17 protein-coding genes are annotated in these 23,199 nt (G+C 61.0%); 5 read left to right on the top strand and 12 right to left on the bottom strand.

Features of this window, described 5'->3' with window-relative positions:
• Positions 1 to 4 precede the first annotated feature (4 nt).
• The 3 genes from addB to trxA all read left to right on the top strand — a co-directional run bounded on the left by addB (position 5) and on the right by trxA (position 7,151).
• Positions 5 to 3,196, top strand: coding sequence for a double-strand break repair protein AddB (addB, locus tag JJQ51_RS28980; protein WP_269245585.1), 3,192 nt, complete (start codon positions 5 to 7; stop codon positions 3,194 to 3,196).
• Positions 3,189 to 6,755 carry a double-strand break repair helicase AddA gene (gene addA / locus JJQ51_RS28985; protein WP_269245586.1) on the top strand — a complete coding sequence of 1,189 codons (3,567 nt, stop codon included), beginning with the start codon at positions 3,189 to 3,191 and terminating at the stop codon, positions 6,753 to 6,755. The genes addB and addA overlap by 8 nt, the downstream gene beginning before the upstream one ends.
• Before the next feature lie 75 nt (positions 6,756 to 6,830).
• The gene (gene trxA / locus JJQ51_RS28990; protein ID WP_069613933.1) at positions 6,831 to 7,151 is read left to right on the top strand and encodes a thioredoxin; all 321 of its coding nucleotides are present in this window, start codon (positions 6,831 to 6,833) and stop codon (positions 7,149 to 7,151) included.
• A gap of 270 nt (positions 7,152 to 7,421) precedes the next feature.
• Here the strand turns inward: trxA and JJQ51_RS28995 are convergent, their stop codons facing one another.
• From JJQ51_RS28995 to JJQ51_RS29045, 11 genes are all read right to left on the bottom strand, one after another.
• Complete coding sequence (locus JJQ51_RS28995) at positions 7,422 to 8,750, bottom strand: bifunctional folylpolyglutamate synthase/dihydrofolate synthase (protein WP_173002577.1); 1,329 nt, start codon at positions 8,748 to 8,750, stop codon at positions 7,422 to 7,424.
• Between the two features lie 56 nt (positions 8,751 to 8,806).
• A complete protein-coding gene (gene accD, locus JJQ51_RS29000; protein WP_069613931.1) occupies positions 8,807 to 9,718 on the bottom strand; it encodes an acetyl-CoA carboxylase, carboxyltransferase subunit beta in 912 nt (303 codons plus the stop codon).
• A gap of 109 nt (positions 9,719 to 9,827) precedes the next feature.
• Positions 9,828 to 10,667: a tryptophan synthase subunit alpha gene (gene trpA, locus JJQ51_RS29005; protein ID WP_113389651.1), complete on the bottom strand. Its 840-nt coding sequence runs from the start codon at positions 10,665 to 10,667 to the stop codon at positions 9,828 to 9,830.
• Positions 10,668 to 10,677: 10 nt separating this feature from the next.
• A complete protein-coding gene (gene trpB, locus JJQ51_RS29010; RefSeq protein ID WP_269245587.1) occupies positions 10,678 to 11,892 on the bottom strand; it encodes a tryptophan synthase subunit beta in 1,215 nt (404 codons plus the stop codon).
• On the bottom strand, positions 11,889 to 12,563 hold the full coding sequence (locus JJQ51_RS29015) for a phosphoribosylanthranilate isomerase (protein WP_269245588.1): 675 nt from the start codon (positions 12,561 to 12,563) through the stop codon (positions 11,889 to 11,891). The genes trpB and JJQ51_RS29015 overlap by 4 nt, the downstream gene beginning before the upstream one ends.
• 273 nt (positions 12,564 to 12,836) lie before the next feature.
• Positions 12,837 to 13,598 (bottom strand): M48 family metallopeptidase, encoded by a 762-nt coding sequence (locus JJQ51_RS29020; RefSeq protein ID WP_269245589.1) that lies wholly within the window; start codon positions 13,596 to 13,598, stop codon positions 12,837 to 12,839.
• Positions 13,599 to 13,687: 89 nt separating this feature from the next.
• Positions 13,688 to 14,128: a DUF2852 domain-containing protein gene (locus JJQ51_RS29025; protein ID WP_113333416.1), complete on the bottom strand. Its 441-nt coding sequence runs from the start codon at positions 14,126 to 14,128 to the stop codon at positions 13,688 to 13,690.
• Positions 14,129 to 14,448: 320 nt separating this feature from the next.
• On the bottom strand, positions 14,449 to 15,726 hold the full coding sequence (phaZ, locus tag JJQ51_RS29030; RefSeq protein ID WP_269245590.1) for a polyhydroxyalkanoate depolymerase: 1,278 nt from the start codon (positions 15,724 to 15,726) through the stop codon (positions 14,449 to 14,451).
• A gap of 298 nt (positions 15,727 to 16,024) precedes the next feature.
• Positions 16,025 to 16,867 carry a fumarylacetoacetate hydrolase family protein gene (locus tag JJQ51_RS29035; protein WP_113333418.1) on the bottom strand — a complete coding sequence of 281 codons (843 nt, stop codon included), beginning with the start codon at positions 16,865 to 16,867 and terminating at the stop codon, positions 16,025 to 16,027.
• 149 nt (positions 16,868 to 17,016) lie between these two features.
• The gene (locus JJQ51_RS29040) at positions 17,017 to 18,435 is read right to left on the bottom strand and encodes a pyridoxal phosphate-dependent decarboxylase family protein (RefSeq protein ID WP_269245591.1); all 1,419 of its coding nucleotides are present in this window, start codon (positions 18,433 to 18,435) and stop codon (positions 17,017 to 17,019) included.
• Positions 18,436 to 18,498: 63 nt separating this feature from the next.
• A complete protein-coding gene (locus tag JJQ51_RS29045) occupies positions 18,499 to 19,452 on the bottom strand; it encodes a glutathione S-transferase family protein (protein ID WP_269245592.1) in 954 nt (317 codons plus the stop codon).
• Between the two features lie 162 nt (positions 19,453 to 19,614).
• Between JJQ51_RS29045 and JJQ51_RS29050 the strand changes: the two genes are divergently transcribed.
• On the top strand, positions 19,615 to 19,905 hold the full coding sequence (locus tag JJQ51_RS29050) for a DUF2218 domain-containing protein (RefSeq protein ID WP_269245593.1): 291 nt from the start codon (positions 19,615 to 19,617) through the stop codon (positions 19,903 to 19,905).
• A gap of 78 nt (positions 19,906 to 19,983) precedes the next feature.
• Positions 19,984 to 20,583 (top strand): nitroreductase family protein, encoded by a 600-nt coding sequence (locus tag JJQ51_RS29055; RefSeq protein WP_113389657.1) that lies wholly within the window; start codon positions 19,984 to 19,986, stop codon positions 20,581 to 20,583.
• Between the two features lie 65 nt (positions 20,584 to 20,648).
• On the opposite strand, the gene gyrB is transcribed toward JJQ51_RS29055, so the two are convergent.
• Positions 20,649 to 23,078, bottom strand: a complete 2,430-nt coding sequence (gene gyrB / locus JJQ51_RS29060) for a DNA topoisomerase (ATP-hydrolyzing) subunit B (protein ID WP_269245594.1) — start codon at positions 23,076 to 23,078, stop codon at positions 20,649 to 20,651.
• Between the last annotated feature and the right edge of the window lie 121 nt (positions 23,079 to 23,199).

The raw sequence follows: 23,199 nt of genomic DNA on the forward strand, positions 1-23,199 counted from the left end.
GCCTATGGCAGGCGGACACCGGCAGCGCATTCTGACGATTCCGGCAGGCCTGCCCTTCCTGAAAACGCTGGCGTCGGCTCTCTGCGATGGCCGGCTGACCGAGCATTTCCACCATGATCCGAGCGACCCGTTGTCGCTCGCCAAGGTCAGCATCTTCCTGCCGACGCGGCGCGCGGCGCGCGTGCTGCGTTCGGAATTCGTCGATCTGCTCGGCGGCCGCTCCGCCATCCTGCCGGTCATTCGCCCTCTTGGAGAAACCGATGACGACAGCGGCTATTTCGAAGAAGCCTTGCCCGAAACGGCGGATCTCGCGCAACCGCTTGCCAATACGGCGCGACTTCTTGAGCTGGCGCGGCTGATCCTTGCGTGGCGCAACAAGCTGCCGCAGATCGTCCGCGACATTCACTCCGATTCGCCGCTAGTCGCACCCGCGAGCCCAGCGGATGCCATATGGCTCGCACGCAATCTCGCCGAGCTCATCGACTCGCTGGAGACCGAGGATCGCGAATGGAGCGAGCTTGCCAGCCTCAGCGCGGAGGATCATGCGCTCTGGTGGCAGCTGACGGCCGAATTTCTGGCGATCGCAAGCGCCTTCTGGCCGGCGCGCCTCGAAGAACTCGGCAAATCATCGCCCACCCGCAACCGCAACGCCATTCTGCGTGCGGAAGCGCAGCGCATGTCCACCATGCGCCATCCCGGCCCGGTCATCATTGCCGGCTCGACGGGCTCGGTGCCGGCAACGGCTGAGCTGATCGCAGCCGTTGCCGCCCTGCCGCAAGGTGTCATCGTGCTCCCCGGCCTCGATCTTTCGATGCCTGAGGAAGATTGGCAGCTGGTGGCGCCGGAGACATCGATTGGCGAGAGAGCCGATCCGACCACACGCAGCCATCCGCAATATGGTCTTTCGCTGCTGCTGAAACGATTGCAGGTCACCCGGCGTGATGTCGAAACTGTCGCGGATGCGTCTGAAACCATGCAGATGCGGGCGCAGATCCTGTCTCGAGCGCTGGCGCCGGCCAAGGCGACGAGCGGCTGGGGAAGCTGGCGCAAGACGCTCGCTCCCGATGCGATCTCGGGCGCATTTGCCGATGTCGCGCTGATCGAAGCAGCCAATGAACGCGAGGAGGCGACCGCGATCGCCATCGCCTTGCGGCTGGCGTTGGATAAGCCGGGGCGCAACGGCGGTGAAAGCCAGGCGGCCTTGATCACGCCCGACCGCAATCTCGCCCGGCGTGTGACGGCCGAGCTTGCCCGTTTCGGCATTACCGCCGACGATTCGGCCGGGACGCCGCTGAATGCCACGCCACAGGGTACGTTGCTGCAATTGCTGCTGGAGGCATCCCTTCGCCCTGGCGATCCCGTTGCCGTCGTCTCACTGCTCAAGCATCCCCTCGCCTTGTTCGGCCTGTCGGCGGAAATACACCAGCCAGGAGTCGATGCGCTGGAGGTTCTTGCGCTCAGGGGCGGCGTCGATCACGTCGAGATCAGTCGGCTGGGAGCCCTGCTTGACGACCGCGTGGCGGAGCAGGCCAATGACCGCCATACGCCGCAATGGCGCAAAGCGCTGCCGCCTGAGACCATCGAGCATGCGCGGGCGCTGGCCCAGCGAGTGACCGCGGCATGCGAACCTCTGGTATCGACGCTTTCCCTGCCCGCGTCAGAAGGCCTCCTCACACTTTCGGATTGGGCGGAGCGCACCGGCCGTGCCCTGGAAGCCGTCGCCGTCGACGAGCGTGGCAGCCTGGCAGGCCTTTGGGCGGGCGAAGCCGGGGACACGCTTGCCAGCCTACTCCGGGATATCATTGAGACCGAAGGTCAGCTTGAGGCCGATGGCGTGCAGTGGATCGATATCATGGCCGCGCTCTGCGTCGGCCAAGCGGTGAAGCCGCGGGCGCTCAGCCATCCTCGCCTCTTCATCTTCGGTACGCTGGAAGCGCGCCTGCAGAGCGTCGATACGCTGATCCTCGGCGGGTTGAACGAAGGATCCTGGCCGGGGCAGACGGCAAACAATCCCTTCATTTCGCGCGGCATGAAGACAGAGATCGGACTGGAGCCACCGGAGCGCCGCATCGGCCAGCTCGCGCACGATTTCGAAATGGCGAACGGCACGCGCGATCTGATCTATTCCCGCGCGCTGCGTCAGGGCTCGACACCGACAGTCGCGTCGCGCTGGCTGCAGCGGCTGATAGCGCTTGGCGGCAAAGAATTAGAGGACGCAATGAAGGCGCGCGGCGACCAGTATCGCCATTGGGCAGGGATGATCGACGAAGGAGAAAACCAGGCGCCGGCGCTGCGCCCGGCACCGAAGCCGCCTGCAGAGCTGCAGCCGAAGAGCTATTCCTTTAGCGAAGTGGGCCGGTTGCGGCGCGATCCCTATGCGATCTATGCCCGGCGCGTGCTGCGGCTCGATCCTGTGGAGCCATTCAATCGCGATCCCGGCCCAGCCGAACGTGGTACGCTCTATCACAAGATCATCGATCGTTTCGTCCGCGAAGGGCATGTGGCCGGCACGGCGGATGCGGCGCTGGCCATGGATCGGATCATCGCCGAGCTCTTCGATGCCGAGCGGCTGCCCGTCCATATCGACAGCGTCTGGCGCCCGCGTTTTCGCGAGGTGGCGCGCGCCTTCCTTGATTGGGAAGCGGGCCGGCGGCCGGCGGTTCGCAAGACGGCGACGGAAGTGCCGGCCGGCGTGGAGATCGAGCCGATCGGCATTCGGTTGACCGGTGTTGCCGACCGTATTGACATCAAGAACGACAAGGGCGCAGACCTCATCGACTACAAGACCGGCTACAATCCCTCTCCGCCACAGGCACGTGCGCTGCTCGATCCACAGCTGGCACTGGAAGCCTATGCGCTGAAGGCCGGTGCTTTCCGCAATATCGGCGCACTGATCCCCGAGAACCTGCTTTATGTCAGGCTGCGGCCCGGCGATCGCTTCAAGGTCGACCAGGTCAACAACGAGCATTCCAGCCGCGGCGGCAAGGCGGAAACCAAGTCGGCTATGGATCTCGCGCAGGAATCGATGGACCAGCTGGTGAAATTCGTGTCGCTGCTGCAATCGGGCGACAAGGGGTTTTCCTCGCGGCTGATCCCCGCCCAGCAGTTCGAATATGGCGGTGACTACGATCACCTCGCCCGCGTTTCGGAATGGTCGACGGCCGAGACCGAGCAGGAAGGCGGCGGCGATGAGTGACTTTCCCGCCGATGATATCGCCATCCTGCCCGAAAGCGACGATCCCGGCGTCTGGATCAGCTGGACGACGATCCAGCAATCGATCGCCTCCGACCCCGAACGCTCGGCCTGGGTTTCGGCCAATGCCGGCTCCGGCAAGACGCATGTGCTGACGCAACGCGTCATCCGCCTGCTTCTTTCCGGCGCGCGGCCCTCGGCGATCCTCTGCCTTACCTATACCAAGGCCGCGGCCTCCGAAATGTCCAACCGCGTCTTCGACAGGCTCGCTGCCTGGGCAACCATGCCGGACGACGAGCTGAAGACGCGTATTGCCGATATCGAGGGCAAGGAGCCGGATCTATTCAAGCTCGCAGCGGCGCGGCGGCTTTTTGCCAAGGCGCTGGAAACGCCAGGCGGACTAAAGATCCAGACCATCCACGCGTTTTGCGAGGCCTTGCTGCATCAGTTCCCGCTCGAGGCCAATGTCGCCGGCCACTTCTCCGTACTCGATGATCGGGCGGCCGAAGTCCTGCTCGACGATGCGCGCCGTGCGCTGCTGACATCCACGACGCCCCACGGCGACGCCGAATTGGCGCGGGCCTTCGATTATGTCCTCGATCTCGGTGACGAATCGGGACTTGAGACGCTACTTGGCGATATCATTGCCAATCGCAATGCGATCCGCCGCTTTACCGAGACGGCCGAACGCAACGGCGGTGTCGAAACTGCGTTGCTTGCTCGGCTTGGCCTTTCGCCCGGTGAGACGGAAAGGAGCATTGCCGAGCAATATTGGCCGTTGCACGGTCTGTCTGGTGCAACGCTGGAGCTTTACCTAACGCTTGCCGACGAGAAGGGCGGTGCCAAGGCTCAGGAAGTGGCTTATGCGCTGCGCCTTGCCAAGCGCGAGGCAGATCCGCTTGCCCGCGCCGAGATCCTCGAAAAGGCCATGCTGACCGCCAAGGGCGAGCCGAAATCGGACAGCCAGTTCTTCGTCAAGGCAATGCTCGCCGATGTGCCTGCCCTCGCCGATGCCGTGGCTGCGGCGCGCGCCCATGTCGTTGCCAGCCGCGACCGGCTGAAGCTGATGCGGATGTATCGGGCCACCCATGCTGCGCTCATTCTCGCCGATCGTCTGAATCGCGACTATGAGGAGCTGAAGAAGCGGCGCAGCCAGCTCGATTTCGAAGACCTCATCACCCGCACGGCCGACCTTCTGACCAAGAAGGATGTCGGGCCGTGGATCCACTACAAGCTGGATCAGGGCATCGATCACATTCTCGTCGACGAAGCGCAGGATACGAGCCCGATCCAGTGGAGCGTCATCCAGTCGTTGGCGGAGGATTTCTTCTCCGGTGACAGCGCCCGGCCGACGCTGCGCACGATCTTTGCCGTGGGTGACGAGAAGCAGTCGATCTATTCGTTCCAGGGCGCCCGTCCCGAACGATTCTCCGAGGAGAGCGACCGCACAAGACGGCGCGTGGCGGCGAGCGGCCAGCAATTCTCATCAATCCGCCTGCCGCTGTCCTTCCGCTCGACGGCCGATGTGCTCGGCGCCGTCGATCATGTCTTTACCAGTCCGGAGAATGCCCGGGGGCTTAGCGCCGTTAACGAGCCTGTCGTGCATCGTTCCAGCCGCATCGGCCACCCCGGCGCCGTCGATCTCTGGGAAATGATTGCGCCTGAGCCGGCCGCCAAGGAAGAGGATTGGACGGCACCGTTCGATTCGACCCCGGAGAGCGCACCTGCTGCCATCCTGGCGCGGCGGATGGCGCATACGATCGGCAATCTCATCGGCCGGGAAACGATCATTGAGAAGGGTAAGGCGCGTTTCATCGAGGCCGGCGACATTCTCGTGCTGGTGCGCAAGCGCGACAGCTTCGTCAACGCGCTAACCCGAGCGCTGAAGCGGCGCGGCAACATTCCCGTCGCCGGCGCCGATCGTCTGGTGCTGACGAGCCATATCGCCATTCAGGATCTTCTGGCGCTTGGCCGTTTCCTGTTGCTGCCGGAGGACGATCTCTCGCTCTGTGCGCTGCTGAAGAGCCCCTTGTTCGACCTCAGCGAAGAGGATGTCTTTGCGGTCGCCGCCTATCGCGATGACGAGGAAGGCGTCTGGAGCCATCTGCAGAGATTTGCCGCCGACGGCCATGACCGCTTCAGGCAGGTGGTCGAACGGCTGAAAACCTTTCTTGCTCTGTCCAAGAGCCTGCCCGTGCATGATTTCTATGCCCGCGTGCTTGGCAGCTTCGGCGGCAGGCGGAAATTTCTGGCGCGGCTCGGCACCGAAGTCAGCGATATTCTCGACGAATTCCTGACCTTCACGCTCGATCATGAAACCAGCGGCCTGCCCGGCCTGCAATCCTTCATCTCGACGCTGGAGCTGGAAGCACCGACGGTCAAGCGCGAGCAGGACAAGGGCCGCAACGAAGTGCGGATCATGACGGTGCATGCCTCGAAAGGGCTGGAGGCACCGATCGTCTTCCTCGTCGATGGTGGCGGCAAGGCCTTTACCCATACGCATCTGCCGAAGCTGCGGCTGATCGAAACCGATAGGGACGAAATCCCGCTGCCGGTCTGGGTGCCGATCTCGGCGCTCGCCAATTCGCTGACGCAGGCCGATACGGCGCGGCTGCAGGCACTGGCGGAGGAGGAATATCGCCGCCTGCTCTATGTTGGCATGACACGCGCCGCCGACCGCCTGATCATTTGCGGCTACCGCGGCATCCGCGAGAATGCCGATACCTGGCATGCGATGATTTCCGCGGCGCTGCGCGGGCAAGAACTGTACTGCACGCAGAAGACCTTCACCGGCCCGGATGGCGACTGGCAGGGCTTGAGCTGGCGGGTTGCCCAGGTCCAGCTCGAATTCGAGACCGCAAGAGAGCATGAGAAGCGTTCGGAGCGCGTCGGCCTGCCGGCGGGTCTCAGCCGGCCATTGCCGCCGCAAAAAAGCCTGCCGCGGCCGCTCAGCCCCTCCGGCGTCGGCACCGTCATCGACGAGGAAGCCGACGATCTGTTGGTGACTTCGGCGCTTTTCGGCGAGAAAACCAAAACCGACCGCGCCCTTCAGAAAGGCCGTTTCATTCACCGCATGCTGCAGACCTTGCCCGAAATCGCGCCCGAGGAGCGCGCCGATGCCGCCCATCGCTATGCCGAACGAGCGGCGCGCTTCTGGCCTCAGGCCGAGCAAGAGGCGCTGGTGAAGTCCGTCATGGCGCTGCTGTCGCATCCTGACCTGCAGGGCACCTTCAGCACCCATGCGCAAGCCGAAGTCTCGATCATGGGTACGCTGAAGCTCGGCAACCAATCCTATGCCGTCTCCGGCCGCATCGACCGGTTGGCTGATCTGGACGACCGCGTCGTCATCCTCGACTATAAGACGAATCGCGTGCCGCCTGACTGGGAAAGCAACATCCCCTTCGCGCATAAGGCGCAGCTTGCCATCTATCGCGAGATCCTTTCGCCGCTCTATCCGGGAAAGCGCATCGACTGCATGCTGGTCTATACCGAAAATGCCTCGATCTACACGCTGTCGGACGAGGTGCTTGCATTGGCGCTTGCGGAGCTCGAGACAAAGTGAAATACCAGATATTGAAATCTGGGCACCGCACCATCACATATCTAGCAACCCGTAAATCCTGGTAAGGAGCAGCCTATGGCTACCGTTAAAGTCGATACCTCCAACTTCGCCACCGAAGTGCTGCAGTCTGCAGAGCCTGTCGTCGTTGATTTCTGGGCCGAATGGTGCGGTCCGTGCAAGATGATCGCCCCGGCTCTGGAAGAGCTCGCCGTGCAGTTCGAAGGCAAGGTCAAGGTTGCCAAGCTCAACATCGACGAGAATCCGGAACTGGCCGCCCAGTTCGGCGTTCGCTCGATCCCGACGCTCGCCATGTTCAAGGCTGGCGAAGTCGCTGACATCAAGGTCGGCGCCGCTCCCAAGACGGCCCTGCAGAGCTGGATCTCCAGCGCAGCCTAATCGGTATCGATTGTATGGAACAAGAGCCCCGCTTCGGCGGGGTTTTTTGTTGGTCGGAGAGCACAGGCCATCTTCTCCCTTCGAGGCTTCGCGCCTCGACAACGGTGTTGTGCTTGCACTTGCTCATGGGCCGCCGCCCTGATCCTTCGACAGGCTCAGGATGAGGTGGAGCGAGTTGCCAACCAGATGAGGAGCGGCCCTCATGGTGAGGAGGCCCGCAGGGCCGTCTCGAAGCACGAGAGCAGGTGGTGAGTAACAACCCCGCCGGAATTACCGCGGCGGCGTGCCGTTGTCGGCAAGAACATCGCCGACCAGATAGAGGGAACCGCCGATCAGGATGCGCGGTGCCGGCGAATTCGCCACAGTCATAGCCTTGATCGCATCCAGCGCCTCGCCCACAGTCGACATGGGCTCTGCGATCAGACCGGCATCGTAGGCGGCATTCGCCAGGATGACCGGATCGACCATGGCTTCGCTGCCGCGAATCGGCACGCAATAGACTTTCTCCGCAAGACCGGCAAAAGCCTTGAAATAGCCGATTGGATCCTTGGTGTTGATCATTCCAATGATCAGGAATAAGGGCCGCGGCTGACGCTCTTCAAAATTGGCCATGGCCTCGGCGATGACTTCGCCGGCGCCAGGATTGTGGCCGCCATCGATCCAGATCTCGGCGCGTTCGGGCGCATTTGCCACCAGATCGCCTTCCGTCAGCCGCTGCAGGCGGCCCGGCCATTCGACCGATGTCATCGCCTTTTCCATCATCGCTTCGGTGACGACGAAACCAGCGGCCTTGACGGCGCGGATGGCGGCAGCGGCATTGCCATATTGGTGACGGCCCGGCAGCCGCGGCAGCGGCAGATCGGCCAAACCGAACTCGTCCTGATAGACCAGCTTGCCATATTCCTCATGGGCGGAAAAATCCTGGCCGAAGACGGCGGTCGGGCAACGAAGCCGCTCGGCCGTGGAGATCAGCACGTCGAGCGCGGCATCATAGTCCTGATGGCCGATGACGACGGGATGGCCCGGCTTCATGATGCCTGCCTTTTCCGCTGCGATCAGTTCGACGCGGTCGCCGAGATAGGGCTGGTGATCGAGCGAGATCGGCATGATGACGGAAACGGCCGGATCGGAAAGGACATTGGTGGCATCGAAACGGCCGCCAAGTCCGACCTCGATGATCGCGACATCAGCCGGATGCTCGGCAAAGAGGAGAAAGGTCGCGGCCGTCAGGATTTCGAAGACGGTGATCTTCTGCCCCTCATTCGCCTTGGCGATGCGCCTGAGCACATCGGCGAACACGGTATCGTCGACGAGCTTGCCGCGGCCACCCTTGACGCCGATACGGTAGCGCTCGTGCCAGTTGACGAGATGCGGCGAGGTATGGACATGGACGCTATAGCCACCCGCTTCGAGCAGTGCACGGCAAAAGGCCGTCACCGAACCCTTGCCATTGGTGCCGGCGACATGGATCACCGGCGGCAATTTCTGGTGGGGATTTCCGAGGACGTCGAGCAGGCGGGTTATTCGTTCCAGAGACAGATCGAAGCCCTTGGGATGCAATCCCATGAGCTTCTCGATCTCGCGTGCTGCCTCGCTCATTGCGGACTGATCCATAGACGTCATCCCGCACCTCCGCCCGTCGGCAATCGATGATGTCAGGCGCTCGCTGCTATCGCCAGTGCCGCGCCATTCTTGTTCTTGACCGATACGTCGTTTGCCGGCGCCTTGGTCAGGATCTTCAGAAGCGTCGCCAAAGTGTCCGGAATGTCATGACGCTTGACGACCATGTCCACCATCCCGTGCTCCAGCAGGTATTCCGAGGTCTGGAAGCCCTCGGGAAGCTTTTCGCGCAGCGTCTGCTCGATCACGCGCTTGCCGGCAAAGCCGATTTCGGCGCCGGGTTCGGCGAGATGAATGTCACCCAGCATGGCGTAGGAGGCCGTGACGCCGCCGGTCGTTGGGTTGGTCAGAACCACGACGTAGGGCTGGCCAGCTTCCTTCAGCATGTCGACGGCGACCGTCGTGCGCGGCAGCTGCATCAGCGACAGGATGCCTTCTTGCATGCGGGCGCCGCCCGAAGCCGGGAACATGACCAGCGGACACTTTTCGGCGATAGCGCGCTCGAAAGCCTTCACGATGGCTTCGCCGGCGGCCATGCCGAGCGAACCGCCGATAAAGTTGAATTCATGCACGACAGCCACGAGCTTCAGACCACGGACCTTGCCGAGGCCGGCAAGAATCGTATCCTCCTGCTCGGTCTTGAGGCGACTGTCCTTCAGGCGGTCGGTATATTTCTTCGAGTCGCGGAACTTCAACGGGTCCTGCGCGACCTTCGGCTGCGGCAGGGCTTCGTATTCACCATTGTCGAAGAGATCGGCAAGACGGGCCTTGGCCGGCATCTTCATGTGGAAGCCGGATGCGGGGATGACCCACTTGTTCTCTTCCAGATCCTTATGGAAGACCATTTCGCCCGTTTCCGGGCACTTGATCCAGAGATTCTCCGGAACCTCGCGACGGCCCAGCATGGAATTGATCCGCGGGCGGACGTAGTTCGTGATCCAGTTCAATTCGAAACTCCTAATCGACCGAATTAATCGATATCCTAGTCGTCACCAAATGCCCATAGGGCTTTTCCCTCAATCCGCAGGGGATTGCTGAGAGGCCTATATGGGGAAACTATTCGGCGGCAACAAGGCGGGCGGAACGCGTTCCCGTCGACAGGCCGCGCACCAGGGTGGCGACAGCCTGGATGGTGTCTGCCGTTGCCTTGCCATCCTTCGTGAGGCTGGTGGCAATCTGATTGACGATCGCAGTACCGACGACGACGCCATCGGCGGCAGCGCCGATCAGCTTAGCGTGCTCGGCGGTCTTGACGCCGAAGCCGACGCAGACCGGCAACTCGGTGTGCTGCTTAATGCGCTTGACGGCGCCCGACACCAGCGACGGATCCGGCAGCGCCGAACCGGTGATGCCGTTCATAGAGACGTAATAGACGAAGCCGGTCGTGTTCTTCAGAACCGTCGGCAGGCGCTTGTCGTCGGTGGTCGGCGTTGCCAGGCGGATGAAGTTGATGCCCTTGCGGATCGCCGGAATGCAAAGCTCGTCATCCATTTCCGGCGGCAGGTCGACGACGATCAGGCCGTCGATGCCGGCAGCCAGCGCATCATCGAGGAACCTTTCGACACCGTAGATGTAGATCGGATTGTAATAGCCCATCATCACGATCGGCGTATCGGCATCGACTTTCCGGAAATCGGCGGCGAGCTGCAGGGTCTTCTTCAGCGTCTGGCCGGCCTTCAGGGCGCGCTGGCCGGCAAGCTGGATCGCGGGACCGTCGGCCATGGGATCGGAAAAGGGCATTCCGAGTTCGATAACGTCGGCGCCGGCTTCCGGCAGCGCCTTCATGATGCCGAGGGAGGTCTCGTAATCGGGATCGCCGCCCATGAAATAGGTGACGAGTGCCGGGCGGCCTTCAGCCTTCAAAGCGGCGAAGCGTTTGTCCATACGTGCGGTCATGGCGTCTAACTCACATTCCCAGAATCTTGCCGACGGTGAAGATGTCCTTGTCACCACGGCCGGAGAGGTTCATCAGGATGATCTCATCCTTGCCCATCTTGGGGGCGCGCTTGATCACTTCGGCGAGGGCATGGCTCGGCTCGAGCGCCGGGATAATGCCTTCGAGGCGCGTCAGCGTCTGGAAGGCTTCGAGCGCCTCATGGTCCATGATCGGCACATATTCGGCGCGGCCGATATCGTTCAGCCAGGAATGTTCCGGGCCGATGCCGGGATAATCGAGGCCGGCCGAAATCGAATGACCTTCCTTGATCTGGCCGTCGCCGTCCTGCAGCAGGTAGGTGCGGTTGCCATGCAGCACGCCGGGCGAACCGGCGGTGATGGAGGCGCAATGCTCATCACCCTGCAGGCCCTTGCCGCCGGCTTCGACGCCGACGATCTTGACGCCCTCGTCATCCAGGAACGGATGGAAGATGCCGATGGCATTCGAGCCGCCGCCGACAGCCGCTATGACGAGATCCGGCAAGCGGCCTTCGGCCTCCAGGATCTGCGCGCGGGCTTCGGTGCCGATCACGGCCTGGAAATCGCGAACCATTTCCGGATAGGGATGCGGGCCGGCGGCCGTACCGATCAGATAATAGGTGTCGTCGACATTGGTGACCCAGTCGCGAAGGGCTTCGTTCATCGCGTCCTTCAGCGTGCCGCTGCCGGCCGTTACCGGAACAACCTCGGCGCCCAAGAGCTTCATGCGGAAGACGTTCGGCGCCTGGCGCTCGACATCGGTCGCGCCCATGTAGACGACGCAGGGCAGGCCGAAGCGGGCGGCAACGGTTGCCGAGGCCACGCCATGCTGGCCGGCGCCGGTTTCAGCGATGATGCGGGTCTTGCCCATGCGCTTGGCGAGCAGGATCTGGCCGATGCAATTGTTGATCTTGTGCGAGCCGGTGTGGTTCAGCTCTTCACGCTTGAAGTAGATCTTCGCGCCGCCAAGCTCTGCCGTCAGGCGCTCGGCGAAATAAAGCGGGCTGGGACGGCCGATATAATGCGTGCCGAGAGCCTTCAGCTCCGCCTGGAAGGCCGGATCGTCCTTCGCCTTCGCCCATTCCTCCTGCAGATCCAGGATCAGCGGCATGAGCGTTTCGGCTACGAAACGTCCGCCGTAAATGCCGAAACGGCCATCCTCGTCGGGGCCGGAGCGGAAGGAATTGGGTTTAGGCGTCTGGTTCACTTTCTACTCCCTGCTGCCGGTTCCGGCAGACATGCTTCTGCAAAAGCGTCGAAAAACTGGTCGATCTTGCCGAGATCCTTCACACCAGGCGCACTTTCCAGCGCCGAGGAAAGATCGATACCGCTGGCCTTGGTGGAGGCCAGTGCCTCGGCGACATTGTCCTTGTTGACACCGCCGGACAGCATATAGTCCACCCGATCGTCGACCCAACTCATCAGGCTCCAATCGAAGGATACGCCATTTCCGCCCGGCAGCTCCGAACCAACAGGCGGCTTGGCGTCGAACAGGAAGCGGTCGGCAATGCCGATATAGGATTCCACCCGCTTCAGATCATCAGCGGTGCGCACCGACATGGCCTTCATGACGGGGACATTATAGACCGCTTTGATGGTCAAGACACGCTCGGGGCTCTCATTGCCGTGGAGCTGCAGCATATCCGGCTTCACCAGCGACATGATCTCATCGAGATCGTCATTGGTCGGGTTGACCGTGACGGCAACGACCTTCGCCTTGCCGCGCGCGCGCTCGGCAAGCTCGCCGGCGAGATCCGGCTCGATATAGCGCGGGCTTTTTTCAAAGAAGATAAAGCCGATGTGGGTGGCGCCGCGCTCGAGAGCACGATCCACCGCTTCCGGCGTCTTCAGACCACAAATTTTGATATCGGGGTTCATGGCAGCGGAGTGACACGAAATTTCGCAAGAGTCGAGCCTAAAGGCGACGTTGGCGGGATTTTTGCGTGGCTCCAAGGCCATCGTATATGAAATAGAAAGTGCCCCTCACCCAGCCCTCTCCCCGTTTTGACGGGAAGAGGGGCAATCTGGCAAAACTCCTTCGCCGCGTGCGGGGAGAAGGTGGACTCGAACAGTTGAGCGAAGCGAACTGTGAGAGGACGGATGATGGGCCAACCTGCCTATATGCGATTGCCTTGCGCACCTCTATGCAGCTCAATCAAAATCAATCGCATGCAGCTGGCTGCCGTGGCGCTTCAGCCAGGCTTTGGCCTCGTCCATATCGGGGCAGAGTTTGCGGCAGAGCGCCCAGAAGCGCGGGCCATGGTTCATTTCGCGCAAATGTGCGACTTCGTGGGCGGCGAGGTAATCGATGACCAGGGGCGGCGCCATGACGATGCGCCAGGAGAAGCTCAGGTTCCCTTGCGAGGAGCAGGAGCCCCAACGGCTGCGGGTATCCTTCATGGTGACGGACGTGACGCTGGCGCGGATGGCCTTGGCGTGGACAGTCACGAGCTTTTCCAGATCGGCGCGGGCCTCTTTCTTCAGGAAAGTGGCGATGCGGCGGCCGGCATGTTCCGGCATGCCGCTGACGCGCAGCACCGGAACGCCCTCGACGACGATGGCTTCGGTGAGGCCCCGCAAGGTTCCGGTGTGCTCGATCCGGTGGCGCTCGCCGCGCAGGAGGATTTCGCTGCCGCCGCGCAGGCTGTTGTCGACGGAGAATTTCGCGAGCTTGGTCAGCAGCCAACCCTGATGCCTATCGAGGAAGGCATTGACCTCGCGTGCCGCGAGGCCACGCGGGATGGTCATCTTCAGCGATCGCCCGCCAGGCTCGATCCGGAGCGTGATGCGGGTGGCGCGCTCGTGCTGGCGGATCGTCAGGGGCATCAACCGGCCGGCAACATCGAGCGTACGCGTTTCCGGTGCGGCCACCTTGGCTTGCGGTTTGCGGGGTCTGGAGAGCAGCGGAAACATGAGGCAGTTTTATATGATTCGCGGGGATTTCTGGCAAAGAAAAACCGGCATCGAGCGATGCCGGTTTTGACCTCGTGACGGAACTCCCGTCACGGCGTCTTGAACTCGGTTGGCGAGCCGCCATTGTCATTGCGCTTGACGCTGTTGCGCTCGCGCATGAAGCGGTCGAATTCTTCCTGATCCTTGGCGCGGCGCAGTTCGCGAGCATAAGCATCGAATTCGGCGCGCATTTCGTCCAGCTTGCGGCGCTCCTGTTCGAGGCGCTCAAGCTCTGCCCGGCGCCAGTCGTCGAAGGCGACGTTGCCGGTGGAGGAAAAGGAATGGCGATGACGATTGCGATAGCGTCCGCAGCCAGCAAACATGCCGTCGGTCCTTTCATTCACATCCCGTTTGAATTCCCGCAAACGTTCTCCGAAGAGAATATAGGCGAGCATGGCGAAGCCAAGCGGCCAGAAGACCACGAAGCCAAGCACCATCAGGGCAATAGTAGCCGGAGTCCAATCCGGGCGAAGCAATGCAGATTGGTTCATTGTCAGGTATCCTCGCACGGCGCATTGCCCCTCGACCGACACCGGTCAATGGTCAGGCTTCTGCGCGGTTTTTAAAGCTCTACCTGCATCTCAGCGCGTTCCAAGGACGCGCGGCGCGGTAAACGGCCCGATCATCTCTGCGGTACCGCCGGAATCGAGATGGTAACCTGTTCGTGAGGCTTCAATGGGATCGCTTGATGGAATCGGACAAGTGCTTGAATCGGCGCGGATAATTCAACAAAAGCTAATATTTTGCATAGTAGGGCAGTTCGGCTCATCAACAAGTTCCGAACTGCCCTATCTATTTGATCTTACTTCTTTCAAGCGGATTTTCCGCCCTTGATGACCCGCTTGACCACGGACCGGCCGGTGCGGGCATGTTCGCGGGTAAAGGCCAGGATGCGCGGCGCAATTTCGCGGCGGAAGCGCGAGCCGTTGAAGACACCGTAGTGGCCGACATCCGGCTGCAGGTAGTGCATGCGCATATGGTCGGGGATATTGGTGCAGATGGTCTGCGCCGCATGCGTCTGCCCGACGCCGGAGATATCGTCGTTTTCGCCTTCGACGGTTAGAAGCGCGACGTTGCGAATAGCTGAGGGATCGACGCGCTCGCCGCGATGCATCAGCTCGCCCTTTGGCAGCGCATGCTTCATGAAGACCTGATCGACCGTCTGCAGATAGAATTCCGCCGTCAGATCCATGACCGCCAGATATTCGTCGTAGAAATCGCGGTGCTTCTCCGCCGGTTCGCCGTCATTCTTGACGAGGTGCACAAAGAAGTCCTTGTGCGCGATCATGTGTCGGTCGAGGTTCATCGACATGAAGCCGGAAAGCTGCAGGAAGCCGGGGTAGACCGGCCGCATGAAGCCCGGCTGCGGCCAGGGCACGTTCATGACTACATTGTCGGCGAACCATTCCAGCGGCTTTTCCTTGGCAAGCTGGTTGACCGCCGTCGGATTGATGCGGGTATCGATCGGTCCACCCATCAGCGTCATGGATGAGGGTGCCAGGCGATCACCCGCCGCTTCCATCACAGCAGCGGCGGCCAGGACAGGCACTGACGGCTGGCAGACGGCGACGACATGCGTATCCGGCCCGAGGTGGTGCAGCATCTCGATGACGTAATCGATATAGTCGTCGAGATCGAAGGTGCCTTCAGTCATCGGCACCATGCGGGCATCGATCCAATCGGTGATGTAGACATCGGCACCCGGCAGCAGTGCTTCCACGGTGCCGCGCAGCAGCGTCGCATAATGGCCCGACATCGGCGCGACGATCAGGATGCGCGGATCGGCGCTGTGGCCGGCGGGCAGGCTGCGCTCGAAATGGATGAGATTGCAGAAGGGCCTCTTCCAGACGATCTTTTCGTGAACCGAGACCGGTTTGCCGTCGATCACCGTCTCCGGAAGGCCGAATTCCGGCTTGCCGTAGCGCCGGGTGGTGCGCTCGAAAACTTCGAGACTGGCCGTCAAGGTGCGGCCGAATACCGTATGCGAAAGGGGATTAAGGGGATTGGCATAGGCCAGGCGCATCATGTCCGCCGCGGCGCGAAAGGGTGCGAGAGCGGCGTGATTGAGTTCGTAAAACTGATAAAACATGGGGGCTTTACCTTTCGTGATGCGAGGGCATTCGGCCGCGCAGATCACCTAAATCATTGAAGCGCACGCGCCTTGCGTGTCGCTGCCTTCACTGCTGCGCTCCTCCGGTCGCGCTGTGCAGCAGGATAATGACGGCTCCTCGTGCGCGATCATTATCCTTCCTATGATCCAACCTAGCAGTTTTTGCTGCAGAGCAACATAACTACAATTGGTTCTTATCGATAAAAAACGCCGGAGAATTGCTTCCCCGGCATCAAGAATGATCTCAAAAGGTTAAAGTTCCTGAGCTTCGCACGCCTTATGCGTCGGCCAGGAAGGTCTGGCGCTGCGTGCCCAAGCCTTCTATGCCCAGCTCAACGACATCGCCCGGCTTCAGGTACTGCGGCGGCTTCATGCCCATGCCGACGCCCGGAGGCGTGCCGGTGGAGATGACGTCGCCGGGATGCAGCGACATGAACTGGCTGAGATAGGAGACGAGATGGGCAACGCCATAGACCATGGTCCTCGTCGAGCCGTTCTGCATCATCTTGCCGTTGACCTTCAGCCACATGCCGAGATTCTGCGGATCGGCAATCTCATCCTTGGTGACCAGCCAGGGGCCGATCGGGCCGAAGGTGTCGCAGGACTTGCCCTTGGTCCACTGTCCGGAGCGCTCGGTCTGGAAGGCGCGCTCGGAGACGTCGTGGGAAACGCAGTAACCGGCGACATAATCAAGCGCATCGGCTTCGCTGACATATTTTGCCGTCTTGCCGATAACGACGCCAAGCTCGACTTCCCAGTCGGTCTTTTCGGAGCCGCGCGGGATCAGCACATTGTCGTTCGGGCCGACGATGGCCGAGCTTGCCTTCATAAAAATGATCGGCTCCGGCGGCACGGTCGCGCCGGTTTCGGCGGCATGATCAGAGAAGTTCAGGCCGATGCAGATGAACTTGCCGGTGCCCGCAACGCAGGCACCGAGGCGGCCTTCCGGCAATTCAGGCAGGCTTTTCGGATCGAGGGCTGCGATCTTCGCAAGACCTGCCGGCGAAATGGCCTCACCGCCGATATCGGCCACGTGGGCGGAGAGATCGCGGATCTTGCCGTCGCTATCCAGAAGCGCCGGCTTTTCCTTGCCGACTTCGCCAACACGCAACAGTTTCATGGATTTTCCTTCCCTGCATCTTCAAAGACGATATTACTCTTACGATAAAATTGCTGGCACCATATATGAACGAGTTATTCACCAGTGTCACCAATCGATTTTGAGGAGCCTAGCACGGCTCGGCTCTTCGCGCCGGAAAAACAGCTTTTCTAGTTCGGGGATAATGACCTGGCGATTTCGACGATGACATCGAAAGCCATATCGATGTCATCAGCCGTCGCCTCAAACTGGCCGGCCTGAAAGCGGATGACCAACCTGCCGCCAACGCGGGTCTGCGTCAGATAGATGCGGCCATCATTGTTGATGGCATTGAGTAGCCCCTGGGTGTGGCTTTCCTGATCGATACCCTCGGCCGCCTTGTGATCGAAGGAAAACAGCGATAGGAACGGTTCGGTGACGATTTCGAAATCGGGCTCGGCGGCGAGACGCTTAGCCAGATTCTGCGACCAGGACACATGATTTCGGATCATCGTCCGCAATCCTTCCAGGCCGTGATAGCGCAACAGGAACCAAAGTTTGAGCGCGCGGAAGCGGCGCCCAAGCGGCACCGACCATTCCGAGTAATTGATGATACCGTCATGGCCATGCGTGCGGAGATATTCGGGCTGGATCGCCAGCGTGCGGACCAGCGTCTCCGGCTCGCGCACGAACTGGACGGAGCAATCGAATTGCGCGCCGAGCCATTTATGCGGGTTGAAGACGACGGAATCGGCATGCTCGACGCCGTGCCACAGGGTGCGGAACTCCGGGCAGATCATTGCCGAGCCAGCCCAGGCGGCATCGACATGGACGTAGAGCCCATGCGCATGGGCCACCTTAACGACAGCGGCGATATCATCGCAGGCACCGACGCTGGTGCCGCCGACACAGGCGATGACGCCGGCCGGCAGCAGTCCAGCAGCGCGATCACGCTCGATCGCATCGGCAAGTGCTTTCGGATCCATGGCTTTGTTGGGACCACCAGAGGGAATCCGCACCAGATTTTCCTGCCCGACCCCGGCAATCCAGATGGCGCGGTCAATGGACGTATGGACCTGATCGGTCGAATAGATGCGCACCGCTTTGTTGGCCGCAAGTCCGCGTTTGTTGCCCTGCCAGTCCAGCGCTCTTTCGCGCATCACGAGGACGGCGGCAAGCGTTGCTGTCGAGGCGGAATCCTGAATGACGCCGGTGAAGCTTTCCGGCAGACCGAGGGCCTGCCGCAGCCAATCGACAACTTTCGTTTCAAGCTCGGTGGCGGAAGGTGACGTCTGCCAGAGCATGCATTGAGCGGCGATGGCGCTGACCAGATATTCGGCAACCACCGAGACGGGAGCGGCGTTGGCTGGGAAATAGGCAAAGAAGCGCGGGTGCTGCCAGTGCGTCATGCCGGGCACCAGGATATCCTCGAAATCTTTGAAGATATCCTCCATCGCTTCGCCCGATTCCGATGGAGAATCAGCTATATGCGCCGATATTTCGCCCGGCGCCATCTTCGCCCGGACCGGCCTGTCACGAAGCGACGCGCGGTAATCTGCGCCCCAATGTGCCGCTTTCTCCGACCACTGCCGGAACTCTTCCCAGTTCATGACGATCCTCCCTGATCCATCGAACGAGGGGACCTTAGACCGGTTTTGGAACTCGGTCGAGTATCAGAACAGCTCGTCCAGCGCCGGTCCGAGCGGCACGATACCGGTGGGATTGAGCGTCGAAATCGAGTAGTATCCGCGCTTGATATGATCGAAATTCACCGTTTCGGCAACACCCGGCCAATCGAGCATCCGGCGACAGAAGGACTGGAGATTGGCATAGTCCGACAGCCGGCAGAGATTGCATTTGAACAGGCCGTGATAGGCGACGTCGAAACGGACGAGCGTGACGAAGAGCCTGATATCGCTTTCGGTTGGATGCCCGGTGAAGAGAAAGTCCTTGCCCTCTAATTCCGTCTCGACCTGATCGAGGCAATCGAACACCTCATTGAAGGCCTCTTCATAAGCAGTCTGCGTCGTTGCAAAGCCAGCGCGGTAAACGCCGTTGTTGAGCGCGGGATAGATCCGGGCATTGAAGCTGTCGATCTCGTCCCGCTTGCCGGCCGGATAGAGATCGATCTCGTTGCGGGCAAGATCGCCGAAGCCGTCATTCAGCATGCGCAGGATATCTGAGGACTCGTTGTTGACGATCGTGCCATTCTGCTTGTCCCATAGGACTGGCACCGTGGCGCGGCCGGTAAAGTGAGGATCGGCCTTCGTGTAGATTTCATGCATATAGGTAGCGCCGTTTATAGGGTCCTTTGTCGCGCCGGGATAATCGCCGAACCGCCAGCCCTGATTGGAGAGCGCCGGCTCGACCACGGAAACCGAAATAGCCTCTTCCAGCTCCTTCAGCTTGCGGCCGATCAGGGTACGCGACGCCCAGGGGCAGATCAGCGCGACATAGAGGTGATAGCGGCCAGCTTCCGCCTTGAAACCGCCCTCGCCCGTCGGCCCCGGCCGGCCATCCGGCGTCACCCAGTTGCGGAAGCTCGAAATCTGGCGAACGAAACCGCCCTTCTCATCCTTGGCCTGGACAGGCTGCCAATCCTCAGTCCATTTTCCATTTACCAGCAAGACTCTATCTCCGCGTCGCACACGTTCCTATCGACGCTCAGCATAGCGAAACAGAATTTCACCGGAATAACGCAAACTTGAAACAGACTGTCTACCTGGCGAATGTAGATGCCTCTATGTATCAAACAACGCGTTTGCGAACAGGTTTATCGGAGAAATCCCATGGCAAAATCCGTTTCCCACGTCAGGACCGACCATGCCAGTCGCTATCTCCAGCAGCTCTGCAAGCATTGGAGCCATCGCTTCAGCGTGGAATTCGATGCGGCTGTCGGCAAGGTGCCGTTCAGCGCGGAAACTTTCCTCGATCTGGCAGCCGAGCCCGGCACCCTCGTCATGACGCTGACGGTCGAAAAGCCCGAAGACCTTGAGCGCATGCAGAACGTCGTTGCCGACCACCTCAAGCGCTTCGCCTTCCGCGAGGAGCTTGACGCGAGCTGGACTGCTCCAGTTTAAGTTTCCGTCCCTTTCATAACCAGCCAACGGCCAGCTTCGACCGCCCACGGCCAATCATCTCCAAGGAAAGAAGCCCTCATGACATCAAGCAACAGCCGCGAATCCCAATATCCGATCGATAAGCTCTTTCTCGACCGCTGGTCGCCGCGCGCCTATTCCAACGAGGCGATGCCGGAAGCAGACCTGCTGACCATTCTGGAAGCGGCGCATTGGGCACCTTCCGCCTCGAACCTGCAGCCCTGGCGCTTCCTCTATGCGCTGCGCGGCTCGGAACATTGGGATCGGTTTTTGAGCGTCCTGATCGACTTCAATCAAGGTTGGGTGAAATCCGCCGGCGCGCTGCTTTTCGTCATTTCCCGCACCCACAGCGGCGAGCTTGGTTCGGCCGAACAGAAGCCGAGCTACAGCCATTCCTTCGACGCCGGAACGGCTTGGGGTTTCCTGGCAATACAGGCACATTTAGCCGGCTATGAAGCCCATGGCATGACTGGCTTCCACGTCGAGAAATCCTATGAAGTCCTCGGTATTCCGGATGGCTTCCGCGTCGAAGCGGCCGTCGCGATTGGCAAGATCGGTGACAAGAACCAGCTTCCGGAAAAGCTGCGCGAGCGCGAGGTGCCGAGCCAGCGCAAACCACTTTCGGAACTTGCTTTCAACGGCACCTTCATCGCCAAGTAACCGATGAAAAGAAAAGGGCCCGCCGAAACATCCGGCGGGCCCCTTTTTGCATGTGATGTAAACGATCAGATGTCGAGATTGGCAACGCTCAGCGCGTTATCCTGAATGAATTCGCGCCGCGGCTCGACCTCATCGCCCATGAGCCGGGCAAACAGACCGTCGGCATCGGTCGCATCCGTGACCTTTACCTGCAGCAGCGAGCGCACGTTCGGATCAAGCGTCGTTTCCCAGAGCTGCTCGGCATTCATCTCGCCAAGACCTTTATAGCGCTGCAGCGTCAGCCCCTTGCGGCCGCTGGCAAAGATCGTGTCCAGTAGCTGGCGGGGACCGGAAATCTCCGTCTCGCCATCGCGGCGAACAAGCTTCGGCGGTGTGACATAGACTTCCTTCAGCCGCGAGCCGAGCTGGTCGATCAGGCGGGCATCCTGTGAACCGATGAGCGCCATGTCGAGGAAGACGACTTCCTTGACGCCACGCACCGTGCGCTCGAAGCGCAGGCCGCCCTCGCCGGTCACAGCACCGCTCCAACCGCGTTCGGTTTCCTCGGCGATGACGTCGAGCCGCTTGGCAACGTCGTTGACGAGCGCTTCCGCCCGCGTGGGATCGCTGACCATTTCGGCGTTGAGGGCCCCTGCGATTGCAGCCTGTTCGACCACGGCGCGATTGTAGCGGGAATGCAGATTATCGATCAGCGTGCGCAGGCGCAGCGCATCATAGATCGCTTCGCGCAGATCCTGGCCAGTACGGACTTCGCCGTTGCCGAGGCGCAGGCTGGTATCTTCGGTGCCCTGGCCAATGAGATACTCTTCCAGCGCCTTCTCATCCTTGACATATTGCACCGACTTGCCGCGCGTCACCTTATAGAGCGGCGGCTGGGCGATGTAGAGATGGCCGCGCTCGATGAGATCGGGCATCTGCCGGAAGAAGAAGGTCAGCAGCAGGGTGCGGATATGCGCGCCGTCGACGTCTGCGTCCGTCATGATGATGATCTTGTGATAGCGCAGCTTTTCGGCGTTGAATTCGTCCTTGCCGATGCCGGTGCCGAGCGCCGTAATCAGCGTACCGATTTCCTGGCTCGACAGCATCTTGTCGAAGCGGGCACGCTCGACGTTCAGGATCTTGCCGCGCAGCGGCAGGATGGCCTGGTTTTCGCGCGAACGGCCCTGCTTGGCCGAACCGCCTGCCGAGTCACCCTCGACGAGGAAGACTTCGGATTTGGCGGGATCGCGCTCGGAGCAGTCGGCAAGCTTGCCGGGCAACGAGGCAATATCCAGTGCGCCCTTGCGGCGCGTCAGTTCGCGCGCCTTGCGAGCGGCTTCGCGAGCCGCAGCAGCTTCGACGACTTTGCCGACCAGAACCTTGGCTTCGGACGGATGTTCTTCTAGCCAGGTGCTGAGGGCTTCGTTGACCAGGCTTTCGACCACCGGACGAACCTCGGATGAAACCAGCTTGTCCTTGGTCTGCGAGGAGAATTTCGGATCGGGAACCTTGACCGACAGCACGGCGGTCAGGCCTTCGCGGCAGTCGTCGCCCGTCAGCGTCACCTTCTCCTTCTTGGTGATGCCAGACGAATCGGCATAGGAGGTGATCTGGCGCGTCAGAGCCGCGCGGAAGCCGGCCATATGGGTGCCGCCGTCGCGCTGCGGAATGTTATTGGTGAAGCAGAGCACGTTTTCGTGGTAGCTATCGTTCCACCACATTGCCACTTCGACGGTGATGCCGTCCTTTTCGCTGCGGATCGACACCGGCTTCTGAACCAGCGGCTTTTTAGCGCGATCAAGATAGGCGACAAAGGCTTCCAGGCCGCCGTCATAGAGCATTTCTTCCTGCTTGACGTCGGAATGCCGCTTGTCGGTCAGAAGAATGCGGACGCCGGAATTCAGGAAAGCGAGTTCGCGCAGGCGATGCTCCAGCGTTCCGTAATCGAATTCCGTCATGGTGAAGGTTTCAGCGCTCGGCATGAAGCTGACTTCGGTGCCGGTGGCTTCGCCGGCATCGCCTGTTACCTTCAGCGGCGCGTCGGCAACACCGTGGGTAAAGCTCATCTCATGGATCTTGCCCTGGCGGCGGATCTTCAGGCGCAACCAGACGGAAAGCGCGTTGACGACCGAAACGCCGACGCCGTGCAGGCCGCCGGAGACCTTGTAGGAATTCTGGTCGAACTTACCGCCGGCGTGAAGCTGGGTCATGATAACCTCAGCCGCCGAAACACCTTCGCCGCTGTGAATATCCGTCGGGATGCCGCGGCCATTGTCCGTGACGGTGACGGAGCCGTCGGGATTGAGCGTCACCGTTACGATATCGGCATGGCCGGCCAGGGCTTCGTCAATTGCGTTGTCGACGACCTCATAAACCATGTGATGCAGGCCCGAGCCGTCATCCGTGTCACCGATATACATGCCCGGACGCTTGCGCACGGCATCAAGGCCTTTCAAAACCTTGATGCTATCTGCACCATATTCGGCATTGCCGCCATTATCGGTAATATCGGTCATTTTATTGAAGTCTTTCCAGCGTTTAGAGAATATCGCCGATCCCTTGCGAATCAGCGGTTTTTCCTAGCCTGAATATAGGATGTTTCACCCTGAAGTTCCAAACGGAAGGCCCCGAAATCAG

This window comes from Rhizobium sp. AG207R, from assembly GCF_027109195.1.
In the GTDB taxonomy this organism is placed as follows: Bacteria; Pseudomonadota; Alphaproteobacteria; order Rhizobiales; family Rhizobiaceae; genus Rhizobium; species Rhizobium dioscoreae.

What these genes read in the sequence shown, in the direction of transcription:
- addB (WP_269245585.1), top strand. Translation starts at nt 5, where the DNA reads ATGGCAGGCGGACACCGGCAGCGCATTCTGACGATTCCGGCAGGCCTG.
- addA (WP_269245586.1), top strand. Translation starts at nt 3,189, where the DNA reads ATGAGTGACTTTCCCGCCGATGATATCGCCATCCTGCCCGAAAGCGAC.
- trxA (WP_069613933.1), top strand. Translation starts at nt 6,831, where the DNA reads ATGGCTACCGTTAAAGTCGATACCTCCAACTTCGCCACCGAAGTGCTG.
- JJQ51_RS28995 (WP_173002577.1), bottom strand. Translation starts at nt 8,750, where the DNA reads ATGAGCGAGGCAGCACGCGAGATCGAGAAGCTCATGGGATTGCATCCC.
- trpA (WP_113389651.1), bottom strand. Translation starts at nt 10,667, where the DNA reads ATGACCGCACGTATGGACAAACGCTTCGCCGCTTTGAAGGCTGAAGGC.
- JJQ51_RS29015 (WP_269245588.1), bottom strand. Translation starts at nt 12,563, where the DNA reads ATGAACCCCGATATCAAAATTTGTGGTCTGAAGACGCCGGAAGCGGTG.
- JJQ51_RS29020 (WP_269245589.1), bottom strand. Translation starts at nt 13,598, where the DNA reads ATGTTTCCGCTGCTCTCCAGACCCCGCAAACCGCAAGCCAAGGTGGCC.
- JJQ51_RS29025 (WP_113333416.1), bottom strand. Translation starts at nt 14,128, where the DNA reads ATGAACCAATCTGCATTGCTTCGCCCGGATTGGACTCCGGCTACTATT.
- phaZ (WP_269245590.1), bottom strand. Translation starts at nt 15,726, where the DNA reads ATGTTTTATCAGTTTTACGAACTCAATCACGCCGCTCTCGCACCCTTT.
- JJQ51_RS29035 (WP_113333418.1), bottom strand. Translation starts at nt 16,867, where the DNA reads ATGAAACTGTTGCGTGTTGGCGAAGTCGGCAAGGAAAAGCCGGCGCTT.
- JJQ51_RS29040 (WP_269245591.1), bottom strand. Translation starts at nt 18,435, where the DNA reads ATGAACTGGGAAGAGTTCCGGCAGTGGTCGGAGAAAGCGGCACATTGG.
- JJQ51_RS29050 (WP_269245593.1), top strand. Translation starts at nt 19,615, where the DNA reads ATGGCAAAATCCGTTTCCCACGTCAGGACCGACCATGCCAGTCGCTAT.
- JJQ51_RS29055 (WP_113389657.1), top strand. Translation starts at nt 19,984, where the DNA reads ATGACATCAAGCAACAGCCGCGAATCCCAATATCCGATCGATAAGCTC.
- gyrB (WP_269245594.1), bottom strand. Translation starts at nt 23,078, where the DNA reads ATGACCGATATTACCGATAATGGCGGCAATGCCGAATATGGTGCAGAT.